General features: G+C 38.8%; 27 protein-coding genes. 12 read left to right on the top strand and 15 right to left on the bottom strand.

Annotated features, from left to right (window positions below):
- Positions 1-19: 19 nt before the first annotated feature.
- The 5 genes from mutY to yjbM all read right to left on the bottom strand — a co-directional run bounded on the left by mutY (position 20) and on the right by yjbM (position 4,768).
- Entirely contained in the window at positions 20-1,195 is a 1,176-nt protein-coding gene (gene mutY / locus QM956_RS02395) for an A/G-specific adenine glycosylase (RefSeq protein WP_414302175.1), read from the bottom strand.
- Between the two features lie 188 nt (positions 1,196-1,383).
- A complete protein-coding gene (gene pta, locus QM956_RS02400; RefSeq protein WP_049544223.1) occupies positions 1,384-2,358 on the bottom strand; it encodes a phosphate acetyltransferase in 975 nt (324 codons plus the stop codon).
- 43 nt (positions 2,359-2,401) lie between these two features.
- Positions 2,402-3,298, bottom strand: a complete 897-nt coding sequence (locus QM956_RS02405; RefSeq protein WP_261012415.1) for an RluA family pseudouridine synthase — start codon at positions 3,296-3,298, stop codon at positions 2,402-2,404.
- Positions 3,295-4,113 carry an NAD kinase gene (locus tag QM956_RS02410; protein ID WP_000799056.1) on the bottom strand — a complete coding sequence of 273 codons (819 nt, stop codon included), beginning with the start codon at positions 4,111-4,113 and terminating at the stop codon, positions 3,295-3,297. Before QM956_RS02410 ends, QM956_RS02405 begins: the two co-directional genes overlap by 4 nt.
- Positions 4,097-4,768 carry a GTP diphosphokinase gene (gene yjbM, locus QM956_RS02415; RefSeq protein ID WP_070527712.1) on the bottom strand — a complete coding sequence of 224 codons (672 nt, stop codon included), beginning with the start codon at positions 4,766-4,768 and terminating at the stop codon, positions 4,097-4,099. Before yjbM ends, QM956_RS02410 begins: the two co-directional genes overlap by 17 nt.
- A gap of 128 nt (positions 4,769-4,896) precedes the next feature.
- Here yjbM and QM956_RS02420 point away from each other — a divergent pair, with 128 nt between their 5' ends.
- The 7 genes from QM956_RS02420 to QM956_RS02450 all read left to right on the top strand — a co-directional run bounded on the left by QM956_RS02420 (position 4,897) and on the right by QM956_RS02450 (position 9,669).
- Positions 4,897-5,466, top strand: a complete 570-nt coding sequence (locus tag QM956_RS02420) for a CYTH domain-containing protein (protein WP_414302176.1) — start codon at positions 4,897-4,899, stop codon at positions 5,464-5,466.
- 112 nt (positions 5,467-5,578) lie between these two features.
- A complete protein-coding gene (locus tag QM956_RS02425; protein ID WP_414302177.1) occupies positions 5,579-6,538 on the top strand; it encodes a ribose-phosphate diphosphokinase in 960 nt (319 codons plus the stop codon).
- A gap of 9 nt (positions 6,539-6,547) precedes the next feature.
- Positions 6,548-7,663 (top strand): cysteine desulfurase family protein, encoded by a 1,116-nt coding sequence (locus QM956_RS02430; RefSeq protein WP_414302178.1) that lies wholly within the window; start codon positions 6,548-6,550, stop codon positions 7,661-7,663.
- 4 nt (positions 7,664-7,667) lie between these two features.
- Entirely contained in the window at positions 7,668-8,015 is a 348-nt protein-coding gene (locus tag QM956_RS02435; RefSeq protein WP_000863540.1) for a DUF1831 domain-containing protein, read from the top strand.
- Positions 8,016-8,022: 7 nt separating this feature from the next.
- Positions 8,023-8,238 (top strand): DUF4649 family protein, encoded by a 216-nt coding sequence (locus tag QM956_RS02440; RefSeq protein WP_414302179.1) that lies wholly within the window; start codon positions 8,023-8,025, stop codon positions 8,236-8,238.
- Between the two features lie 82 nt (positions 8,239-8,320).
- Positions 8,321-8,962, top strand: coding sequence for a redox-sensing transcriptional repressor Rex (locus tag QM956_RS02445; protein WP_000653417.1), 642 nt, complete (start codon positions 8,321-8,323; stop codon positions 8,960-8,962).
- 17 nt (positions 8,963-8,979) lie between these two features.
- A complete protein-coding gene (locus QM956_RS02450; protein ID WP_414302180.1) occupies positions 8,980-9,669 on the top strand; it encodes a gamma-glutamyl-gamma-aminobutyrate hydrolase family protein in 690 nt (229 codons plus the stop codon).
- Here the strand turns inward: QM956_RS02450 and radC are convergent.
- The 3 genes from radC to QM956_RS02465 all read right to left on the bottom strand — a co-directional run bounded on the left by radC (position 9,666) and on the right by QM956_RS02465 (position 14,618).
- The gene (gene radC / locus QM956_RS02455; RefSeq protein WP_049501787.1) at positions 9,666-10,346 is read right to left on the bottom strand and encodes a RadC family protein; all 681 of its coding nucleotides are present in this window, start codon (positions 10,344-10,346) and stop codon (positions 9,666-9,668) included. The two genes, QM956_RS02450 and radC, sit on opposite strands and share 4 nt — an antisense overlap.
- 42 nt (positions 10,347-10,388) lie before the next feature.
- Positions 10,389-12,680 (bottom strand): DNA helicase PcrA, encoded by a 2,292-nt coding sequence (pcrA, locus tag QM956_RS02460; protein WP_261035190.1) that lies wholly within the window; start codon positions 12,678-12,680, stop codon positions 10,389-10,391.
- A gap of 267 nt (positions 12,681-12,947) precedes the next feature.
- On the bottom strand, positions 12,948-14,618 hold the full coding sequence (locus tag QM956_RS02465) for a formate--tetrahydrofolate ligase (protein ID WP_414302181.1): 1,671 nt from the start codon (positions 14,616-14,618) through the stop codon (positions 12,948-12,950).
- A 226-nt stretch (positions 14,619-14,844) separates the two neighbouring features.
- Here QM956_RS02465 and coaB point away from each other — a divergent pair, with 226 nt between their 5' ends.
- The 5 genes from coaB (at position 14,845) to QM956_RS02490 (ending at position 17,863) form a co-directional block, all read left to right on the top strand.
- Entirely contained in the window at positions 14,845-15,534 is a 690-nt protein-coding gene (coaB, locus tag QM956_RS02470) for a phosphopantothenate--cysteine ligase (protein ID WP_000699520.1), read from the top strand.
- Positions 15,535-15,545: 11 nt separating this feature from the next.
- The gene (coaC, locus tag QM956_RS02475; protein WP_045611770.1) at positions 15,546-16,097 is read left to right on the top strand and encodes a phosphopantothenoylcysteine decarboxylase; all 552 of its coding nucleotides are present in this window, start codon (positions 15,546-15,548) and stop codon (positions 16,095-16,097) included.
- Positions 16,081-16,644, top strand: coding sequence for an ECF transporter S component (locus tag QM956_RS02480; RefSeq protein ID WP_000747412.1), 564 nt, complete (start codon positions 16,081-16,083; stop codon positions 16,642-16,644). The genes coaC and QM956_RS02480 overlap by 17 nt, the downstream gene beginning before the upstream one ends.
- Before the next feature lie 164 nt (positions 16,645-16,808).
- The gene (locus QM956_RS02485) at positions 16,809-17,336 is read left to right on the top strand and encodes an ECF transporter S component (protein ID WP_033685157.1); all 528 of its coding nucleotides are present in this window, start codon (positions 16,809-16,811) and stop codon (positions 17,334-17,336) included.
- A gap of 11 nt (positions 17,337-17,347) precedes the next feature.
- Positions 17,348-17,863 carry a transcription repressor NadR gene (locus QM956_RS02490; protein WP_033685158.1) on the top strand — a complete coding sequence of 172 codons (516 nt, stop codon included), beginning with the start codon at positions 17,348-17,350 and terminating at the stop codon, positions 17,861-17,863.
- On the opposite strand, the gene QM956_RS02495 is transcribed toward QM956_RS02490, so the two are convergent.
- The 7 genes from QM956_RS02495 to QM956_RS02525 all read right to left on the bottom strand — a co-directional run bounded on the left by QM956_RS02495 (position 17,860) and on the right by QM956_RS02525 (position 23,843).
- Positions 17,860-18,009, bottom strand: a complete 150-nt coding sequence (locus QM956_RS02495) for an NUDIX hydrolase (protein WP_203212744.1) — start codon at positions 18,007-18,009, stop codon at positions 17,860-17,862. The genes QM956_RS02490 and QM956_RS02495 overlap by 4 nt on opposite strands.
- Positions 18,010-18,077: 68 nt before the next feature.
- Positions 18,078-19,043 (bottom strand): substrate-binding domain-containing protein, encoded by a 966-nt coding sequence (locus tag QM956_RS02500; RefSeq protein ID WP_000789622.1) that lies wholly within the window; start codon positions 19,041-19,043, stop codon positions 18,078-18,080.
- A 103-nt stretch (positions 19,044-19,146) separates the two neighbouring features.
- On the bottom strand, positions 19,147-20,091 hold the full coding sequence (locus QM956_RS02505; RefSeq protein ID WP_004248623.1) for an ABC transporter permease subunit: 945 nt from the start codon (positions 20,089-20,091) through the stop codon (positions 19,147-19,149).
- 1 nt (position 20,092) lies between these two features.
- Positions 20,093-21,571: a sugar ABC transporter ATP-binding protein gene (locus QM956_RS02510; RefSeq protein WP_033687065.1), complete on the bottom strand. Its 1,479-nt coding sequence runs from the start codon at positions 21,569-21,571 to the stop codon at positions 20,093-20,095.
- 13 nt (positions 21,572-21,584) lie between these two features.
- On the bottom strand, positions 21,585-21,983 hold the full coding sequence (gene rbsD / locus QM956_RS02515; RefSeq protein ID WP_000759835.1) for a D-ribose pyranase: 399 nt from the start codon (positions 21,981-21,983) through the stop codon (positions 21,585-21,587).
- Positions 21,958-22,869: a ribokinase gene (rbsK, locus tag QM956_RS02520; RefSeq protein WP_414302182.1), complete on the bottom strand. Its 912-nt coding sequence runs from the start codon at positions 22,867-22,869 to the stop codon at positions 21,958-21,960. The genes rbsD and rbsK overlap by 26 nt, the downstream gene beginning before the upstream one ends.
- Positions 22,866-23,843: a LacI family DNA-binding transcriptional regulator gene (locus QM956_RS02525; protein WP_000207598.1), complete on the bottom strand. Its 978-nt coding sequence runs from the start codon at positions 23,841-23,843 to the stop codon at positions 22,866-22,868. The genes rbsK and QM956_RS02525 overlap by 4 nt, the downstream gene beginning before the upstream one ends.
- Positions 23,844-23,932: the final 89 nt, after the last annotated feature.

Here is a 23,932-nt window from a genome sequence, read left to right on the forward strand (position 1 = left end):
TAACAAGAAGACACAATAGCTAATCTTTGCTACTGTCTAAGTTGGCTTTTGCATAAGCCTGCCAGATTTTTTGTTGGGGTTTGGCAAGTGGAAAATCCTTAAACTCTTCTGGTGAAAGCCAGCGAACTTCCCTATCGGAAAAGTCATGGAAGTCAGTCACCTGACCTGCTACAATTTGAACATGCCACTTGCGATGACTAAAGACATGCTTAACAGTGTCAAAATAAATATCAAGCCAATCAACATCTAGGTCATAGTCCTGCTGGAAACTCTCTTCTGGACTGGGTCCAAAATTCACACTTTCTTCTGCAACCTGATGGAAGAGGTCAAACTGCTCCTCTTGCAAAAAGTCATCTACTTCTACCAGTGGGAAATGCCAAAAACCTGCCAATAGCTTTTCACTTTCATTTTTTTCAAGTAAAAATTGTCCCTGAGTATTTTTGACCACCAAGGCTTTAAGATAAATTGGGACAGGCTTTTTCTTGGGAGCCTTGATTGGATAACGGTCCATTGTGCCATTCTGATATGCCGCACTAAAGTCCTTAACTGGGCTTTCTTCTGGTCTGGGATTTACTGGCGCCTCAATATCTGAGCCTAGGTCCATCAAGGCTTGATTAAAGTCACCCGGACGTTCTGGGTCAATCAAGATTTCCATCATTGCCTGAAAAATTTTACGATTACTTGGAATCCCAATATCGTGATTAACTTCAAATAGACGCGCCAAAACACGCATGACATTACCATCTACAGCCGGCTCAGGCAAATTAAAAGCAATACTGGATATGGCTCCTGCTGTGTAAGGTCCAATACCTTTCAAGATGGAAATTCCTTCATAGGTGTTTGGGAATTGACCACCAAAGTCTGTCATAATCTGCTGAGCCGCAGCCTGCATATTGCGTACTCGAGAATAATAACCCAAACCTTCCCAAGCCTTCAACAAACGCTCTTCAGGCGCATTCGCCAAACTTTCCACTGTTGGGAACCAGTCCAAGAATCGTTCATAGTAAGGGATAACCGTATCCACCCTGGTCTGCTGAAGCATAATTTCAGAGACCCAGATATGATAAGGATTCTTACTCCTACGCCATGGTAAATCTCTTTTGTTTTCATCATACCAAGTGAGAAGTTTCTCACGAAAAGAAATGATCTTCTCCACCGGCCACATAACGATACCGTATTCTTTCAAATCTAACATATCTCTAGTATAACACAGAAGATTCTAACTGTCCTTTTCCTAGTATTAATACTCTTCGAAAATCAAATTCAAACCACGTCAACGTCGCCTTGCCGTACTCAAGTACAGCCTGCGGCTAGTTTCCTAGTTTGCTCTTTGATTTTCATTGAGTATAAAAAACCTCTTCCCAAGGGAAAGAGGACTAAATCTTATTGATGAACAGCTTGGGCTGCTGTGATAAGGGTCAACTTGTAGACATCATCAGCATTACATCCACGAGAAAGGTCGTTAACTGGCTTGTTCAAACCTTGTAGAACAGGGCCAACAGCTGCAAAACCACCAAGACGTTCAGCCATCTTGTAACCGATATTTCCTGCCTCGATACCTGGGAAGATGAAGACATTTGCTTGACCAGCTACCGTACTTCCAGGAGCTTTCAGAGCTGCAGTTTCTGGAACAAAGGCCGCATCAAATTGCAACTCACCATCAATTTCAAGGTCGGGACGCAAGTCGTGAGCAATTTTAGTTGCTTCAACAACCTTATCAACGCTTTCTCCAAATCCTGAACCTTTAGTAGAATAGCTTAGCATAGCAATTTTAGGCTCGATGCCAAACATCTTAGCTGTGATTGCTGAGTTGATGGCAATTTCAGCCAAGGCTTCTGCATCTGGATTGATGTTGATGGCACAGTCTCCAAATAAGTAACGTTCAGTACCACGAACCATGAGAAAGGCACCTGAAGTACGAGTTACATTTGGACGAGTTTTGATGATTTGAAGGGCTGGACGAACTGTTGAAGCAGTTGAGTGAATCGCACCTGACACCATTCCATCAACCAAGCCCAAGTAAACCAACATAACACCAAAATAGTTGACATCTTCAACCAAAACCTTGCGTGCATCTTCTTCAGACATTTTGCCCTTGCGACGCTCTACCAAGGCAGCGACCATTTCTTCAAATTGAGGATAATGTTGAGGGTCGATGACTTCATAACCATCCTCGATGCCTTCGATTTCAAGATAAATTTTAATTTTTTCAGGATTTCCAAGCAAAACAGGAATCACTTCTGTTTCTTTTACCAGGCGTTTAGTTGCTTGAAGAATACGAGGTTCTTCCCCTTCAGGGAGAACGATACGAGCATTTTTACCAACCAGGTTGGCTTTGAGACTTTCAAAAACTTCCATGAGTTTTCTCCTTTAAGATAATAATTATACTCTGAAACAGTTTTTATAGAGTATTAGTTGATAACTGGGTAATAAGGTTACTGAAATCATCCGGCAAGGGACTTTCTAACTGCAAGTCTTGCTCTAGAAAAGGATGATAAAAGGATAGGTAATGGCAATGTAGGGCTTGGCGCTGAATTCCATCATCTAGACTACCACCGTACAAGTCATCTCCCAACAAAGGAAAACCAATATGAGAAAAGTGGACTCGGATTTGGTGGGTTCGCCCAGTGTGCAGGCGAATATCGACCAAGTGAATATTTCCATAAGAAGCTACAATACTGTAAGAAGTATGAGCATACTTTCCACCTTTAGCTACACGTCTGGTAATAATGGAGTCTTCATCACGCGCAATCGGGGCAATAATTTCCCCCTCTGACTCCAAGTATCCTTCACCTTTAACCAAAGCAAAGTAGCGTTTCTCGATAGATTTTTTCTGCAACTGCTTGTCTAGTCGTGCATGGGCATAGCCGTGCTTGGCAAAGAGCATCAAGCCAGAAGTGTCCCTATCGAGCCTAGTCACAATGTGAACCTGCTGATTTTCATAGTTTTGCTTGACATAGTAACCCTTAATAAAATTGGCAATGGTATTGGAGTGATTGACACTAGGAATAGAAGCCACTCCATAGGGTTTATTCAAGACTAGAAAATGATCATCCTCATAGAGAATGTCTAATGGTCTCTCGATAGCTTCGAGAGTTTCAAAGCCTTCCTCAGCGGGAATATCAATGGTAACTCGGTCTCCAATATCCAATAGATAGGTTGCATTTTGCGGTTGGTCATTTACCAGAATAGCTCCACCTCGAAACTTAATCTTAGCTAGCAGCCCCTTAGAAACCTCGTGCTTTTTTAAAAAGGTCTTAACCTTAACATGCTCATCTGCGATAAATTCAAACCTCATTCGTCCACCTCGCCGATGAAAGCATCCTTCACACGGTTCCAGAAACTGGTATGGCTAGGTGATGCCACAAAGTGAATCTTATGATGGTCGATTTGATACTCAATTCGTTCAATATTACGGAAGGAATAAACGCTATTGTCAACCGAAATAGTATGGTAATCGTTTCTCGTTGGGATGAGTTCAATCTTATCCTTCTTAGGAACAATAATAGATGAACCCAAGGTTCGATAGACACGATTATTAAGACTGGCAATTTCCGTTAATTGCAAAGCTTCAATGGTAGGGTGTAAAACAGCTCCGCCAAGTGATTTGTTATAGGCTGTACTACCAGTCGGTGTCGAAACTGTTAGCCCATCTCCACGAAAACGTTCAAAGTGGACACCGTTAATCACAACATCCGCCACCATGGTTCGATCAGACCTGCGGATACTGGCTTCATTTAGTGCTCTAAAAATCTTCACTTCACCATTTTCAAGAAAAACCTTCACATTCAGAACAGGGTAAGAGACTCTTGCTCCGGTATCTAACTGCAAATTAGTCACTAACTTGTCCAACTCAAAATCACGGTAGTCCGTATAGAAGCCCAAATGTCCAGTGTGAACACCAATGAAGCGGACCTTGTCAAGCTGGTTTTCGTACTTATGAAAGGCCGACAAGAGCATGCCATCCCCACCAATGGAAATAACGATATCTGGATTGGTATCATTGAGTATAAACTGATTTCTCTTCAAACGATCTCGCAATTCATACAAAACCCTTTGACTCTGCGGTTTTCTATTTGCTATCAGGTCAATTCGTTTACCTGTATTCTTCATCTGTATCGTCACTGTTTCCTACACCGTCATTTAATTTTCTACTCAAAGGATCAAAAAGAGCCTGGGCTTCCTGGATATCATCTCGAATTTTACCCATTTCTTCATCCAACTGATGGGCAATTTTGGCAGTAATTTCCAGTCTCTTTTTAATTTCCTCTGGGAAATCCCCTTGGTACTTGTAGTTGAGAGAATGTTCTATCGTTGCCCAAAAATTCATAGCCAAGGTACGAATTTGAATTTCTGCCAAAATGGTCTTAGCTCCATTAATGGTATCAACCGAATATTCAACTACCACATGATAGGAACGATAGCCTGAGGATTTTCGATGAGTAATGTAATCACGCTCTTGTATGATCCGCATATCCTGACGTTTGCGCAAAATCTCCACTACTTCCTTGACGTCATCTACAAACTGGACCATCACACGCAAGCCGGCAATATCTTGCAGATCGTGTTCCAAGGTCGCATAAGTAATGCCACGACGAGCCATTTTTTCCTTGATACTTTCAATCGGTTTGACTCGACCAGTCACAAACTCAATAGGAGAATGCTTATTTTGCTTACGATATTGCTTCCGAATACCACGTAGTTTAATCTTTAACTCACCAACAGCTTGAATGTAAGGATCTAGAAATTCTTCCCATTCTAAGGTCATATATTCTCCCTTGTTCTCATATTATCCTTCAAAAATATCTTTGATTTTTTCTCCAGATTCATATACAATAAATACAATGCTTATTATACCATAAATCCGCTTTCAACGATAAAGAAAAGGTAAGAAAAATGAAACATTTAGAAATTGAATTGAAAACACTCTTGAAAAAAGATGAATATAATCGTCTAAAAGACCAGTTCACAGACGTCACTCCTGTTCTTCAAAAAAATTACTACATAGACACGCCTGATTTTGAACTGCGAGAAAAGAAAGTCGCTATACGCATTCGCACTTTTGAAGACTGGGCAGAATTGACACTCAAAGTCCCACAAAGTGTCGGAAACATGGAATACAATCAAAAATTGCAACTAAAAGATGCTGAAGATTATCTGGCTAAAGAAGAACTTCCTCAGGGACTGGTGCTGGATGAATTGGCTAAACATGGTATCCAAAGTAAAAAATGGCAGGTTCTTGGTTGTCTAACAACGCTTCGCTATGAAATGCAAACACCAATTGGCCTCATGGCACTGGATGAAAGTCAGTACTTTGATATTACAGATTACGAATTAGAGCTTGAGGTGGAAAATCACGAGCTAGGAAAGCAAGATTTCCAGCAATTTTTAGAGAAAAATCAGATTGCTTATCAAAAAGCTCCTTCAAAATTGGTTCGATTTGTCAAAAGCATGAAAAATAGCTGAAATAATCTTCATTTTTTGGTAAAATAGAAAAGATAAAAATACACACATCCTAGTTCATATATGTAAGGCAGATATAACTAGGTTTTATAAAGTTTACAGAGGACGGTCTATAATGTCAGATAGAAAAAATATGAAACTTTTCGCGCTCAACTCTAACCAAGAGATTGCACAAAAAATTGCGGATGCTGTCGGTATTCCACTTGGAAAACTGTCATCACGTCAATTTTCTGATGGAGAAATCCAAGTAAATATCGAGGAAAGTGTCCGTGGTTATGATGTTTACATCATCCAATCAACAAGTTTCCCTGTTAACAACCACCTAATGGAATTGTTAATCATGGTCGATGCTTGTGTGCGCGCAAGTGCCCACAGTATCAACGTTGTCCTTCCATATTTTGGTTATGCACGTCAAGATCGTATCGCTTCACCACGTGAGCCACTTACAGCTAAACTAGTTGCTAATATGCTGGTTAAGGCTGGTGTTGATCGTGTCCTTACGCTTGATTTGCATGCTGTCCAAGTTCAAGGTTTCTTTGATATTCCTGTTGACAACCTCTACACAGTTCCTCTATTTGCAAAACATTACTGCGATAAGGGCCTACTTGGTTCAGATGTTGTTGTCGTTAGCCCTAAAAATTCAGGTGTAAAGCGTGCTCGTAGCTTAGCTGAATATCTTGATGCTCCTATCGCCATTATAGACTACCCTCAAGACGATGCAACTCGCAACGAAGGTTATATTATCGGTGATGTTGAAGGTAAAAAAGCTATCTTGATTGACGATATTTTAAATACAGGACGTACCTTCTCTGAAGCTGCTAAAATCGTTGAACGTGAAGGGGCTACAGAAATTTATGCTGTTTCTAGTCATGGTCTCTTCGTCGAAGGAGCTGCTGAACTTCTTGATAATACTAATATTAAAGAAATTCTTGTGACTGATTCAGTAGCAACAAAAGAAAAAACTCCTAAAAACGTATGCTACATCACTGCTAGTGAGTTAATTGGTGATGCTATCGTCCGTATCCACGAAAGAAAACCAGTCAGCCCACTCTTTGCCTACAACAAAAAGAAATAAGGTGATTCTTTGATTTATTTGGACAATGCTGCAACGACTCCCATGTCAGCAGTTGCTATTTCAGCGATGACCAAGGTTATGCAAGAAACCCACGGAAATCCATCTAGTATTCATGGTCATGGTCGTCAAGCTGGCAAACTCTTGCGAGAAGCCCGTCAGGAACTAGCTCAGTTACTGGGGACAAAACCTCAACATATCTTTTTCACTTCTGGTGGGACTGAAGGCAACAATACTGCTATCATTGGCTACTGTCTTCGTCATCAAGAACGAGGAAAACATATCATCACAACTGCCATCGAACACCATGCTGTCCTTGAAACGATTGATTACTTGGTTCAACACTTTGGTTTTGAAGTAACCATGATCCAACCAGAAAATCAAGAAATCACAGCCCAGCAAATTCAAGAGGCCTTACGTGATGATACAATTTTGGTTTCTACCATGTTTGCTAATAATGAGACAGGAAACCTACTTCCCATTGCTGAAATTGGCCAAATCCTCAAGCAACACCCAGCTGCCTACCATGTTGATGCAGTTCAGGCTATTGGCAAAATTCCAATTCACCCAGAAGAATTAGGCATTGATTTTCTCACTGCTTCAGCCCATAAATTCCATGGCCCTAAGGGAATCGGCTTTCTCTACGCATCAAGTATAGACTTTGATTCCTATCTCCATGGCGGAGACCAAGAACAGAAAAAACGTGCAGGCACTGAAAATCTAGCTGGCATCGTTGCTATGGTTGCAGCTCTAAAAGAAGACCTAGAAAAACAAGATAAACATTTCCAACATGTACAAAATCTAGAAACTGCTTTTCTTGCGGAGCTTGAGGAAGTTCAGTATTATCTGAATAGAGGACAAGATCATCTTCCTTATGTTCTCAATATTGGATTTCCTGGTCAAAAAAACGACCTTTTACTCCTCCGTCTAGATTTAGCTGGAATTTCTATCTCTACTGGCTCAGCTTGCACTGCAGGCATTGTCCAATCCAGCCATGTTCTTGAAGCCATGTACGGGGCAAATTCAGAACGATTAAAGGAATCCGTTCGCATCAGTTTATCGCCACAAAATACTATCGAAGACCTACAAACCCTCGCAAAAACCTTAAAAGAAATTATCGGAGGTTAGCCATATGGCATTTGAAAAAACCATTCAGTTAAAAAATTGTCGTTACGACTACACTCTTAGCCCTTCTGTTAAGAAATTCACCCTCAAGGACAATACTTTTTTTGAAACAAAAGTTGGTAACTATGAACTGACTCGCCTACTTGAAAAGGTACCAAACAGCGGAGAAGGCTTCCAACTAAAAATCATTATCAACAAGGAACTCACAGGGGCTAAAATCAATATCACTGACAAGTTTGGCCTTCGCCTGGTTGATATTTTCAAATCAGAAGACCACCACATTCATCAGGAAAAATTCTACTTCCTCATGGATAGTTTGGTAGAACGTGGTGTCTTTACAAAATCTGAAAGATAGGTCACATATGTTTGAACTAACCTATAAAGATAGCTATCAGGTAGAGCGGACTCTCAAGTACGAGGATTATGAATCACTCATGCTAGCTTTGTCAGGCTGTGTGACCCTGCCAGATACACTTTATGTGACTTCTTTAACCTTTAAGGGACAGGAAGTTTACCAGGGACTGGTTGGAGACCTCTACCGTTTTCTATCACATGCAGATTTTTTACATCAAAACTAAGATTTTTCTTAGTTTTTTCTTGTTTTTGTTGATTTTTTCACAATGTTTCTATAAAATAGAAGAATAGAAAGGTTGTGATTTTGTGAAAGATAAACAGTCTGCTATTCCAAAAGCTACAGCAAAAAGACTCTCTCTCTACTATCGAATTTTTAAGAGATTTCATGCAGAAAAGATTGAACGTGCCAACTCTAAGCAAATTGCAGAGGCCATTGGAATTGATTCAGCGACCGTACGTCGTGATTTTTCCTATTTTGGTGAACTTGGTCGTCGTGGTTTTGGCTATGATGTCAAAAAACTGATGACGTTTTTTGCCGATTTGCTCAATGATAACTCTATTACCAATGTCATGCTTGTTGGTATTGGTAATATGGGCCATGCCCTTCTCCACTACCGCTTCCATGAGCGTAACAAAATGAAGATTATCATGGCCTTTGACCTAGATGACCATCCTGAAGTTGGTACCCAAACTCCTGATGGAATTCCCATTTACGGGATTTCTCAAATCAAGGATAAAATCAAGGATGCTGATGTGAAGACTGCTATCCTGACTGTTCCTAGCGTTAAATCCCAAGAGGTTGCCAATCTCTTGGTGGATGCTGGTGTGAAAGGAATTCTCAGTTTTTCACCAGTCCATCTGCATTTACCAAAAGATGTAGTCGTTCAGTATGTCGATTTGACAAGTGAACTCCAAACCCTCCTCTATTTTATGCGAAAAGAGGATTAGAAAGCGAAAATCATTTTATGAAAAAACCAGTTATTGGGATTACAGGAAACGAAAAAACTCATCCAGATGATGACATCATGATGAGCTACGCAGCAAAAGGCTTTGTGGAAGGCGTTAAAGACGCTGGAGGGATTCCCATCATCCTACCGATTGGTGATCAAGAAATGGCCTGCTACTATATCAGTATGATTGACAAGCTCATCTTGACAGGTGGGCAAAATGTTGATCCAAAATTCTATGGTGAACCAAAAACTATTGATAGCGATGACTACCACCTTCAAAGAGATATCTTCGAGTTGGCCCTCATCAAGGAAGCTATTAAACAGAAAAAGCCGATTTTCTCTGTCTGCCGTGGGACTCAGCTCTTTAACGTTGCCATGGGTGGAACTTTGTATCAAGATATCGAAGACCACTGGCAGGATTGTTCTGCCGAGTACACAACCCAGCGCTTGGTAACCGAACCAGATACTGTTCTTCGAGAAATCTATGGAGAAATCTCCCATATCAACTCTTTCCACCACCAGAGTATCAAGGATTTAGCTCCCAACTTAAAGATTGCAGCTCATGATCCTAAGGATGGTATCATTGAAGCTGTCATGAGTACGGATGATGTCGCCTTTCTCGGTGTCCAATGGCATCCAGAGTTTCTTTTTGAAAATCGCCCCAAAGATAAAAACCTCTTTGACTATGTCGTTAATGAACTTTAGATTAAATCCGTCTTTTCACGATAACTAAAGTAATTAGAATGAGAGACAATCAAATGGTCCAAAAGGACAATCCCCATCAGGTCACAGGCTTCTTTTACAAGTTTAGTGACATGATCATCATTTCGGCTAGGGGCTACCGCTCCCGAAGGATGATTGTGAACCAATATGAGAGAAGTCGCCATATGCTTGATAGCATAGTGAAGAATCTCTCGCGGCTCAGCGATACTACGAGTTGCAGAACCGATAAAAATGGTCTGTTGATGGATGATTTGATTTTGAGTATTGAGATAGAGCGCCACCAGGTGCTCTTGTTTTTTATGTCCCAACTCCTGCTGCATCTTCTTGGCCAACTTTTGACTGCTGAGAATACTTTCCATCTCAAGAGTCTCATGTTTGTGAATACGATGGCCCAGTTCAATCATAGCTTGTAATTCTATGGCCTTAACTCGGCCAATACCAGACAGACTCTGCAATTCCTGCAGGGTCATTTTTTTCAAATCTGTTAGGCTTGAAAGATTGTTCAAAACTTTCTGGGCAATTTCAAAAACGCTAGCTTGACGTGTTCCTGTCCTAAGTAAAATAGCTAGCAACTCTTGATTACTGAGCGCTTCAACTCCTTCTTTTGCCAGCCTTTCTCTTGGCAACAGTGAATCTTCTTGGAATGAAATACTATACATAAAAATCCTCCTCACTTTATTATTCGTGAGAAGGATGGAAAATTATATTTTTTTCTCAATTGGGGCTACACTAGCTAAAAGTTTTTTCAAACCTACTTCTGGGAAATTGATTTTTAATTCCTGCGTAGCACCGCTTCCTGAAACTTCCAGAACAGTTCCCTCTCCCCATTTCTTGTGGAGAGCAATGTCACCAATGGACCAATTTGCCTCGCTAGACCCTGATTTTGATCCAGTAGTAAATTGACCAAATGGGAGACCGCTTGACTGGATAGTTTTTGGGGCCGCACTGCGTTTACGGTCTTGAAGAGCCTGAGCCAAACTCATACCTTGACCGAAGGCAACCCCACCACTGCTATAAGATGCCTTAAAGCTTGTATTGGCTGGACGAGCCAATCCTTGATACTCAAGTAAGTCTGAACTGATTTCGTTAATAAAACGAGTCGGACGGTTGTAGTTGGTACGACCGAAAAGCAGGCGCGAGTTAGCATTTGTCAGATAGAGAATTTTCTCTGCACGCGTAATTCCTACATAGGCCAGACGGCGTTCTTCTTCCAATTCATCTTGATCTTCAGCTGCACGGCTAAGCGGAAAGACATTTTCTTCCATCCCAATCAAAAAGACAACTGGAAACTCGAGACCTTTGGCAGCATGCAGGGTCATCAAGGTCACTTCTGATGTCTCCTGACTACCTGAATCTGTGTCCGCAATCAAGGCCAGGTCATTTAAGAAACGACTTAGTTTGTCCAAACCAGTTTCTTCTTCTGGTCCATCAGAGGTGTCATCAAAGTTTTTCGTCACAGAAAGGAACTCTTCAATATTTTCAACCCTAGCCTTGCTTTCTAAAGTCGCTTGAGCATTTAGAATATCGACGTAACCTGTTTTTTCTAGGACGGCCTCAACCAACTCTGTAATATTTAATTGATCTAGCTGCTCTCGTAAATCTAGAATCATATTGGCAAAATCCCAGATAGACTGGGCTGCTTTACCCTTGATACCAGATAACATGATGTTTGCTGAAGTATCCAGCATAGACATATCTTGCATATTCGCAAAATCACGGATTTTCTCAACAGTGCCTGGGCCAATTCCTCGTTTAGGTTCGTTGATAATACGTTCAAAACTGATATTATCACTCAAATTAGCAATGAGGTTGAGATAAGCAATAATATCGCGGATTTCCTTACGACTGTAGAACTTAGTTCCTCCAACCATGGTATATGGGATATTGGACTTAAGAAGGGCTTCCTCAATAGTACGAGACTGCGCATTAGTACGATAGAGAACTGCAAAATCCTTGTGAAGGAAGTTTTGACTGCGACTAAGTTCATCGATGGTTCTAGCTACAAATACAGCCTCATCCAACTCATCATTTGCACGATAGTAAACGATTTGTTCCCCATCAGCATTTTGAGTCCAGAGATTCTTAGGACGGCGGTTTTTATTATTTTTAATGACCTCGTTGGCCGCTTGCAGAATGGTTTTAGTTGAACGGTAATTCTCCTCCAACAAAACAACCTTGGCTTGGGGATAATCCTTTTCGAAGTCCAAGATATTCTGCATATCAGCACCACGCCAGCCATAGATAGACTGATCCGCATCCCCAACCACACAGATGTTTTTAAAGCGCGAAGCCAAGAGTTTGACTAATTGATACTGGGCATGGTTGGTATCTTGGTACTCATCAACATGGATGTACTGAAACTTCTGTTGATAGTAGGTCAAGACATCAGGATTCTGATCAAAGAGACGCAAGGTCAGCATAATCAAATCATCAAAGTCAACCGACTCCGACTGACGCAATTCTTTCTGATAGGCTGTATAACACTGAGCCACGATTTGCGTGTACATATCACCAGCTTGAGCAGCATAAGCCACATCATCAATCAAATCATTCTTAGCATTGGAAATGGTCCCTAAAATGCTCCGTTCATTCCATTTTTTAGGATCCAAGTTCAACTGTTTGAGAATGCGTTTCATGAGCGTCCGCTGTTCACCAGGATCTACAATAGTGAAATTGCGGTTGTAGCCAATATGGTCCGCATCGCGACGCAAAATACGAACACACATGGAGTGGAAGGTCGCAATCAGACAGTCCTGAGTGGCTGGATTGAGGCTATAAGCACGCTCCTTCATCTCACGCGCAGCCTTATTAGTAAAGGTAATGGCCAAGATATTCCACGGATTGATCAGCTTTTCATCAATCAGATAGGCAATGCGGTGGGTCAAAACTCGGGTCTTTCCAGAACCAGCCCCCGCCATAATCAACAAGGGACCTTCTGTCGTTTGCACCGCCTCAGCCTGACGGTCATTCATTCCATTTAATAATGCGTTCATCTTCTCTTCCTTACTCTTGAAGTCAATATTTCTATTATATCAGAATTCAGGGAAAATATCTTTACCTAGACTGGTTACGTGTAGAAGGCAACTTCTTATATTTAGATAAAAAATGAGCTTGGATAGTATTTCCAAACTCATTTTTTACTCAATGAAAATCGAAGTGCAAACTAGGAAGCTAGCCGCAGGCTGTACTTGAGTACGGCAAGGTAAAGCTGACGTGGTTTGAATTTGATTTTCGAAGAGTATAAAGTCAATTACAATATACTAGAACAAGCCTAATACTGTTCCATCGCTTTCAACATCCATGTTGAGAGCTGCTGGACGTTTTGGTAGGCCTGGCATGGTCATGACATCGCCAGTTAATGCAACGATAAAGCCTGCACCTAATTTTGGTACCAATTCACGAATGGTAATTTCAAAGTTTTCTGGTGCTCCAAGCGAATTTGGATTGTCTGAGAAGCTATACTGGGTCTTAGCCATACAGATTGGCAATTTGTCCCAACCATTTTGAACGATTTGAGCGATTTGTGTTTGAGCTTTCTTTTCAAAGTTCACTTTACTACCACGGTAGATTTCAGTAACAATCTTTTCAATCTTTTCTTGAACAGAAAGGTCATTGTCATACAAACGTTTATAGTTAGCTGGGGTTTCAGCGATGGTTTTGACAACTGTTTCGGCAAGTGCTACTCCACCTTCTGCACCATCAGCCCAGACACTAGCCAATTCAACTGGTACATCGATTGACTCACAAAGTTCTTTCAAGGCTGCAATTTCAGCCTCTGTATCAGATACAAATTCGTTAATAGCTACGACTGCTGGAATACCGAACTTACGGATATTTACAACGTGGCGTTTCAAGTTAGCAAAACCGGCACGAACTGCTTCCACATTTTCCTCTGTCAGAGCATCTTTAGCCACGCCACCATTCATCTTAAGGGCACGAAGGGTTGCAACAATAACTACTGCATCTGGAGATGTTGGCAAGTTTGGTGTCTTAATATCAAGGAATTTCTCGGCACCAAGGTCTGCACCAAAACCAGCTTCAGTAACTGTGTAATCAGCCAAGTGAAGGGCTGTAGTCGTTGCCAAGACAGAGTTACATCCGTGAGCAATATTGGCAAATGGACCACCATGTACGAAGGCAGGTGTACCGTAAATTGTCTGCACCAAGTTTGGCTTAATAGCATCCTTCAAGATTAATGCTAAAGCACCTTCAACCTGTAGATCACCAACAGAAACAGGTGTACGGTCGTAACGATATCCGATAACAATGTTAGCCAAGCGGCGTTTCAAGTCCTCGATGTCTGTTGCCAAGCAAAGAATCGCCATGATTTCGGAAGCGACGGTAATGTCAAAGCCATCCTCACGTGGAATACCATTTAGAGGGCCACCAAGTCCAACTGTCACATGGCGAAGAGCACGGTCGTTCAAGTCCACAACACGTTTCCAGAGGATACGACGTTGATCAATTCCCAACTCATTTCCTTGGTGTAAGTGGTTGTCAATCAAGGCAGAAAGCGCATTGTTGGCAGTCGTAATGGCATGCATGTCCCCAGTAAAGTGAAGGTTGATGTCTTCCATTGGCAGAACTTGGGCATAACCACCACCTGCCGCACCACCCTTAATCCCCATTACTGGACCAAGAGATGGTTCACGAATAGCAATCATGGTTTTCTTGCCAATCTTGTTCAAGGCATCCGCCAGACCAATGGTAATAGTTGATTTTCCTTCACCTGCAGGTGTTGGGTTGATGGCAGTAACCAAAATCAATTTTCCAACTGGATTGCTCTCAACTGCACGAATTTTATCAAAGCTGAGCTTAGCCTTGTACTTTCCATACAACTCCAAATCATCGTAAGAAATACCAAGTTTCTCTACAACATCAACGATTGGTTTTAACTCAATACTCTGTGCGATTTCAATATCTGTTTTCATTCAAAACTCCTCTAACCTCTTATATGATAATTCATTATAACACAAAACAAGATTTTTAACATCCTTAAACTCTCCAAACGTTCGTAAATATCCCTTATTTTTAAGGTTTTTAGAGTCCTTTCTTAAATTTTATATGGCTTTATAGTTTGAAACTATATTCTTTCCTTTTACCAAATTTTTATCACTTTCATTTTACTTACCGTTTATTTTTGTGTACAATAGTGCTATGAAAATTTTAGTTACATCGGGCGGTACCAGTGAAGCTATCGATAGCGTCCGCTCTATCACTAACCATTCTACAGGTCGCTTAGGGAAAATCATCACAGAAACCCTGCTTGCTGCAGGACATGAAGTTTGTTTGATAACGACAAAACGAGCTGTGAAGCCAGTAGCCCATCCTAATCTAAGTATTCGAGAAATTAACAATACCAAGGATCTTCTTCTTGAAATGAAAGAACGTATTCAGGATTATCAGGTCTTGATTCACTCAATGGCCGTATCTGATTACACTCCTGTTTATATGGCAGGACTTGAGGAAGTTCAGGCTAGCTCCAATCTAGAAGAATTTTTAAGCAGGCAGAATCATCAAGCTAAGATTTCTTCAACTGATGAGGTTCAGGTTTTATTCCTGAAAAAAACACCCAAAATCATCTCTCTAGTCAAGAAATGGAATCCTGCTATTCATCTGATTGGTTTCAAACTGCTGGTTGATGTCTCTGAGGATTATCTCATCGAGATTGCCAGAAAAAGTCTTATCAAGAACCAAGCTGACTTAATCATTGCGAATGACCTGACTCAAATCTCACCAAACCAGCATCGTGCAATCTTTGTTGAAAAAGATCAGCTTCAAACAGTCCAGACTAAAGAAGAAATTGCAGAACTCCTCCTTGAAAAAATTCAAGCCTATCATTCATAGAAAGGAAAGCTATGGCACATATTCTCTTGGCTGTAACGGGGTCTATCGCCTCTTACAAGTCGGCAGATTTAGTCAGTTCTCTAAAAAAACAAGGTCATCAAGTCACTGTTTTAATGACTCAGGCTGCTACAGAGTTTATCCAACCTTTGACACTACAGGTACTCTCACAGAATCCTGTCCACTTGGATGTCATGAAGGAACCCTATCCTGATCAGGTCAATCATATCGAACTTGGAAAAAAGGCGGATTTATTTATTGTGGCCCCTGCAACTGCTAACACTATTGCAAAACTAGCCCACGGATTTGCGGACAATATGGTGACCAGTACAGCTCTAGCATTGCCCAGTCATATTCCTAAACTAATAGCTCCTGCTATGAATACAAAGATGTATGAACATCCGGCAACTCAGGCTAATCTGAAAACATTAGAAAGCTACGGCTATCAGCTGATTGCTCCTAAGAAATCCCTACTAGCTTGTGGAGACCATGGACGAGGAGCATTAGCTGACCTCACAATTATTTTAGAAAGAATAAAGGAAACTCTCGATGAAAAAACGCTCTAATATTGCACCCATTGCTATCTTTTTTGCAACCATGCTCGTGATTCATTTTCTGAGCTCACTTATCTTTAACCTTTTCCCATTTCCAATCAAACCGACCATCGTTCATATTCCTGTCATTATTGCCAGCATTATCTACGGTCCACGAGTTGGGGTTACACTTGGATTTTTGATGGGGCTACTTAGTTTAACTGTTAACACGATTACAATTCTACCGACAAGCTACCTCTTCTCACCATTCGTACCAAACGGAAACATCTACTCAGCTATTATAGCTATCGTCCCACGTATTTTGATTGGTTTAACTCCTTATCTAGTCTATAAACTGATGAAAAACAAGACTGGTCTGATTCTAGCTGGTGCCCTTGGTTCACTTACCAATACAGTCTTTGTCCTTGGTGGAATTTTCTACCTTTTTGGAAATGTTTTTGATGGTAATATCCAAAAACTCCTAGCAACTGTTATCTCAACAAATTCAATCGCCGAATTAGTCATTTCTGCAGTTCTAACCCTAGCTATTGTTCCAAGACTACAAACCTTGAAGAAATAAAAATAATCTCCGCTTTCAAGCTTGAAGGTGGAGATTTTGTTTGAAGTAGTTTCTTTATAGTGAACTTTTTACTAAAAAACGACCTATAAACCTAAGTAAATCCTTGCTTTATTGTCTTGTTTATTGTACTATACTAGTGTATATACAGAAAAAAGGAGATTCTTATGAATACACGGAAAAAGACACAATTTATGACAATGACTGCCCTTTTAACGGCTATTGCAATTTTGATTCCAATTGTTATGCCTTTCAAGATTGTCATTCCACCTGCTTCCTATACTTTAGGAAGCCACATCGCTATTTTTATTGCCATGTTCTTATCGCCCTTGATGGCTGTTTTTGTCATCCTAGCCTCTAGTTTTGGATTTTTGATGGCTGGCTATCCCATGGTTATCGTATTTCGAGCTTTTTCCCATATCTTTTTTGGGACTTTGGGAGCTCTTTACCTACAAAAATTCCCCGATACCCTAGATAAACCAAAAGCTTCCTGGATTTTTAACTTTGTTTTAGCGCTTATCCATGCCCTTGCTGAAGTATTGGCCTGTGTCGTTTTTTACGCAACTTCTGGTACCAATGTAGAAAATATGTTTTATGTTCTATTTGTACTAGTTGGATTTGGCACAATTATCCATAGTATGGTAGACTATACATTAGCACTAGCTGTCTATAAAGTGCTTCGAAAACGCCGTTAAAAGGAAAAGCTATGACAAAAGATCGCAAACAAGCTCTGCTCCAACTCTTGAAAGAAGCTCCTAAAGCCCTTAATGGCCAAAGTTTGGCGGAACATTTTCATGTCACACGTCAGGTCATTGTGCAGGACATTGCAATTTTGAGAGCCGATGGCGCTCCTATCCTATCCACTAATCGTGGCTACGTCTATAAGCAAATTGAAACCAATCCTTATGTTCACAAACTTTTCAAAGTGAAACATGAAGTTGAAGAAATCGGTCAAGAACTCCTTGCTATCGTTGATAATGGTGGACGTGTTCAAAATACCTTGATTGACCATCCCGTCTATGGAGAAATTGAAACCTTGCTTAAACTGTCTTGTCGCAGAGATGTGCAACATTTTCTAGAACAAGTCGAGCATTCTGATTTTAAACCTTTATCTGAATTGACAGATGGTATCCATTACCACCTAGTTGAAGCCGAAACACAACAAGACCTCCACTATATCGAGGAGGCCTTGGATCAGCTAGGTTATTTAGTAAAGGATTAGAAAATTTTCTTTTCCCAATCGTCTTCTGTACTGTGGCGGTAGAAAAACTCTGACTTGTCAGGAGCTTCCATCATTTCCATCAAAGGTAGCATATCATAGGCCAGATCCAAGCTTGGAATCTGGTCTTTTTGAATCCAATAGTTCAAATAGTAACAATGATATTTAAAAACCACATTGAATGAAAATTAACAACTACTTGCTTACTAAAAATATATCACCAGTTATGTTGATCAACATTATCCTTAGTCACAAGATAAATTGGAGAAACTGTTTCTTTTTCCAGTTTTTTCCCTTGATAATGATCTATTGCTGATTGAATAGCAATTTCACCCATCTTAGCTGGTTGCTGAGCAATAGTGGCAGTAATATCACCTTTTGCAATAGCATCATGTGCATCTGGTTGACCATCAATACCAACAATTAATACATTGCTAAGACCAGCTGCTTTTACTGCTTGTGCAGCTCCTAACGCCATCTCATCATTCTGTGCAAAGATTGCTTGTACTTCTTTGTTTCCTTGAATCATATTTTGCGCTGTATTCAAAGCTTTTGCGCGATCAAAATTAGCGGATTGACTAGAAAGAACATCTAAATTTGTCTTTGAAATTTGTTCAAATCCTTTACCTCTATCTACAGTTGCAGAAGCGCCAGGGACTCCTGATAATTCAAAAGTTTTTGCTTTTTCTCCCAATTGCTTGGTAATAAATTCTGCAGCCATTTTACCTGCTTCTACGTTATCAGAAGCAACAGTTGTCAAGACTTCACCACCATTACTACCGCGGTCAATTAAGATTACCGGAATGTTTGCATTATTAGCAGCTTTAATAGATGTAACAATTGCATCAGAATCAACTGGATTAATTAGTAAAGCATCTACATTTTGACTAATAAAATTTTGAATATCATCTGCTTGTCTAGCAGCATCATCTTGTGCATCTGCTATCTTCAAAGTTACTTCTTTTTCCCCTGCAGCTTTTTCAAGGCCATCTTTCATAGCCACAAAATAAGGATTGTTAGTAGTAGAAATAGAAACTCCTAATTTTAATTCTTTTGCCGACTTTTGAGTCGTAGATTTATTATCATTTGATGAATTTCCTAAACCAGTTTTTCCACAAGCTACTAAAGCAAAAATAAATGTTACAAACAAAGCAAAAATGCTAATTTTTTTAATATTTTTCATGTTATTACTCCTCGTAATATATATCTATAGGGATAGTTTCAATCCCGATTATTGTACGTCATCTAATAAATTGTTACTATTTCCAAAAAAATTGAAAATTATTCTACTGTTTTACAACTTTAAAACGATCAATCAGAACAGCAATTAAGATTACAACTCCTTTTACTACTTGTTGCCAAAATGCTGAAACACCAATAATATTAAGTCCATTATTCAAAACTCCAATAATTAAAGCACCTATTAGAGTCCCAAGTATACGACCTTTACCTCCAGATAAAGAGGTTCCTCCAAGAACAACAGCTGCAATAGCATCCATTTCATAACTAGCACCTGCTGTTGGTTGAGCAGAACTTAAGCGTGATGTTATAATTAATCCAGAAATTGAAGCCATAATACCTGATATTGAATAAATGATAATTTTCACTTTATTTAATTTCACACCTGATATATATGCTGCTTTTTCATTCCCCCCTATAGCATATACAGATTTACCAAATGCTGTTTTATGAAGTAAAACATATAAAACAATAAATACAATAAACATAATAATTACAGGAAATGGAATTCCTACTATGTAACCTTGCCCCAAAAATTGAAATAAGAATGTATCACTTAATCCTTTTGTAATAGGATTCCCATTTGTATAAACAAGTGTTGCTCCCCTAAAAATAGTCATAGTCGCTAAAGTGACGATAAATGGAGCTAATTTCCCGTAGGAAATCAATAACCCATTCATCATACCTAGAATGCAACCCAAAATTAAAGAGATGAGAATTGCTAACGTAACAGGCATTCCAGATCCTAATAAACCTGCTGTTAGCGCGCTGGATAAGGCTAAAATTGATCCTACTGATAAATCGATTCCACCTGTTAGAATAACAAAAGTCATTCCAAAAGCAATCAGTGCATTTGATGTTACTTGCAATAGTAAATTTAACAGATTATTTGCTGTTAAAAAATTTGAATTGATAATAGTGATGACAGCCATTAAAATTATCAATGCTATTACCGTTGTCAATTCTGACATGTACTTCATAGTATTTTTCACACTATTGTCCTCCTGTAGCTAGTTGCATAACTTTTTCTTGTGTAGCTTCTCGACGTGTTAATTCCCCACTAATTCTACCTTCATGCATGACCATAATGCGATCACTGACTCCAATCACTTCTGGTAAATCTGAAGAGACCATAATAATCGGTACACCTCGTTCAGCTAATTCATTCATTAATTGGTAAATTTCACGCTTAGCTCCAACATCTACCCCACGAGTTGGCTCATCTAAAATCAGTACTTTTGGTGCAATACCTATCCATTTTGCTAAAACTACTTTCTGTTGATTACCACCAGAAAGTGTCCCAACTTCCTTATCTGGATAACCTGATTTAATTTGTAACCTATCAATTAAGCGTTGTACAAATATACCACTTGTTTTATTATCGAAAATGCCATTTTTAACAAAATCACGAGTACTAGGTAAAGTCATATTATCTTTAATAGAAAAATCTAAAATCAATCCCTCATCTTTACGATCTTCTGTTAAGAAACCAATTCCATGCTTAATTGCTTCAAAAGGATTTTTAATTATCAGTTGTTCTCCGTTTATTATAATTTGACCAGATTTTAAAGAATCAATTCCAAAAATTGCTCGCATTATTTCAGTACGACCAGCACCCATCAAACCAGAAAAACCAAGAATTTCCCCTTGACGTACATAGAAAGAAATATCCGTAAAAGCATCACCAGAAAGATTCTTAGCTTGAAAAACAATATTCCCAATCTCAGCCTTTTTTTCTGGATAATAATCTTCTAATTCACGGCCTACCATCTTCTGAACTAATTCATCTGCATTAGTAAACTTCGTTTTCTTGGTATCAATTACAAACCCATCCCTCATAACAGTTATAAGATCTGTGATCTTAAAGATTTCTTCCATCCGATGTGAAATATACACAATACCTACACCATCAGATTTTAATCCTTCTATCACTTTAAAAAGTGTTTCAGTTTCACGATCAGTTAAAGCTGCTGTGGGTTCATCCATAATTAACAAGGAAACTTCTGATAATAAACATTTTGCTATTTCTATCATTTGTTGTTGTCCGACTGATAATTGACCAATGATTGCATCGAGAGGAATAGAGATATTAAGACGTTTAAATGCTTCTTTAGCTTTCCTTTCCATACTAACTTTATCTAGAAACCCAATCGAATTTTTAATTTCTCTTCCTAAAAAAAGATTATCAAGTACAGTCATATCTGGCCAAGTATTCATTTCCTGATGAATAAAACTCAGTCCAAACCGTTCTGCCTCTTGAGGATTAGAAAATGTTTTTTCTTTTCCATCAATAAAAATAGTTCCTGAAGTAGCTGGAAAAAGTCCAGTTAAAATATTCATTAAGGTTGATTTGCCTGCGCCATTCTCCCCCATTAAAGCATGAACTTCTCCTGAATTAAGAACCAAATCAATACTTTCTAAAACACGATTATTCCCAAAAGATTTTGAAATATTCTTCATTTCAATTTTCATAGGCAACCCCCTTCTAAATAATAACTCCTGATTGCAAGATTATATTCGAATATGGTGTATCTTCCCCAGTGCGAATAACTGCCTTAACTTTAGTATTCATAGCTTTCAATTCTTCATGACTAATATATTCAATAATTATATTCGATCCTAAAAGATCTAGAACTGCTTGCCACTGTTCTTTGTTTTTTTCCTTAATTTCTTCTGCTAAGAAAATTTTTTCAATAAGTACATGATCTGAATATTCTTTTAAAACTTCTAAAAAACTTGGACTACCTTTTCTTAATGCTAAATCAATTTTATCAACACCTTTTGGAACTGGCAATCCTAAATCTCCGATACAAACCAAATCCATATGACCTAAATCATCAGCTAGTTTCGCTATATTACTATTTAAAATCCCATATTTCTTCATATCCTGAATGCTCCTTTATTTCTTTCAAACTCGGCATACCTCCTTGCGCTCCAAATCTTTGAACAGAAAGATGTGAAGCAATCGTTGCAAAGGACAATGCAATATCCATCTCTTTTCCTTTTGAGATAGCATAAGCAAAAGCACCATTAAACGTATCTCCTGCTCCTGTAGTATCAACTACTTCTGCTTTTATAGCAGGAATTTTCTTAACTGCTGTCCCATCATAATAAATAGAACCTTCAACTCCTAATGTCACAATCATTTTATTAGGATAAATTTTAATAATTTCTTCTAATTTCTTATCTGGAAAAAGCTCTGAACATTCGTGCTCGTTAGGAGTAATAAAATCACAAAAAGGAATCATCTCTTTGTCTGTTTCTCTAGCTGGTGCAGGATTGTAAAGAACCTTAACTTGATTTTCTTGGCAAAATTTAGCTATAGATAAGTTGGCTTCATGTGGTATTTCATTCTGTAATACAACAATACTTGCATCACTAAGTAATTTCCACTCATTTTTCCAATCATTTGTTTTAACTAAATTATTAGCTCCGGGATAATAAATAATCCTATTATCACCTCCATATAAAGTAATTTGTGCAACTCCTGTAGACTGTGGTATCGTTCCCACATATGCTGTAGAAATATCATTATTTTGCAGATTACTTAATAAATCTGCTGAAAAAATATCTTCTCCTACGTTCCCAAATATGTAAATATTATCTTCAACACTGGATAATCTACCAATAGCTACAGCTTGATTTGCACCTTTTCCACCTGGAACTATATTAAATGAATCGCCAAAAATCGTTTCACCTCCTTCTGGAATCCTTTTTGTTCTCATAACTAAGTCCATTGAAATGCTTCCAACAACAACAATTTTACTCATTTCTTTCTCCTTAATGTATTTCTTTCTATGTACCTAACAGGGAGTTTAATTTTAGCTTCATCTATAGAGAACTTATTTGCCATATTATAGATTAGCTTTGCAGCCTGTTCTCCCATTTTATATGATGATTGGTGGATAGTTGATAAAGAAGGATAAATAAATTGACTAAGTACAATATCATCATAACCAATGATTTGAATATCATCTGGAATTTTTTTCCCAATTGCTAAAATTTCATGAATATAAGCTATCGCATGAATATCAGAAGGTGCTATAATACTATCAATATTTGGATTTCTTTTTAGATTCTCTTTAGCTTCTTTTTGAATTTTTTCAAAGTCAAAAGTTTCACTTTCTTCAATACAAATTTCTAAATTTTTATTCCTCAAATAGTTTAAACTTGCTTCAAATCGTTCCACAATATTCTCAGCTTTATCATCTAAAACTTTGATGATCATAACCTGCTCAGCGCCAGCATTCCAAATTGCTTTAGCAGCCAAACGTCCACCCAACTGATTATCAGAAAAAACACCATAGCCTGTATCTTTACTAATCCGGTCAACCACAACAACAGGTAATGTTAGATTTGGAAATTCCTTTGTAAAGTCAAGGGTTGTTATAATACCAGCTGCATTTGTTTTTAACAAAAGGTTTATATATTCTTCTAACGAATCATGATCTGAAATAGTACCAACCATAATCCTATAACCTTTATCTTTCAAATATGATTCGGCTCCTCGAACCAATCTTGGGAAGAACGGATTAGAAATATCTGGCAATAAGAGTCCTACCATTTGATTTTTTTTAGTTTTTAAAGATTGTGCTAATACATTTGGTGTGTAATTTAATTTCTTGATAGCATTTTTTATCTTTTCTCTCGCATCATCTCCGACATAGCCTTTTTTCGAAATATATCTTGAAACTGTTGACTTTGATACTCCGGCTTCTTCAGCAACCTGTTTTATTGTAGTCATCACTCCTCCTTTTTATTGTGGAACCGTTCCCTTATTTATATAGTAAGCGTTTTCTTTTGTTTTGTCAATACTTTTTTAGAAATATTTTA

Origin of the sequence: Streptococcus mitis (assembly GCF_047460035.1) — a bacterium.
Lineage (GTDB): Bacteria > Bacillota > Bacilli > Lactobacillales > Streptococcaceae > Streptococcus > Streptococcus mitis_DW.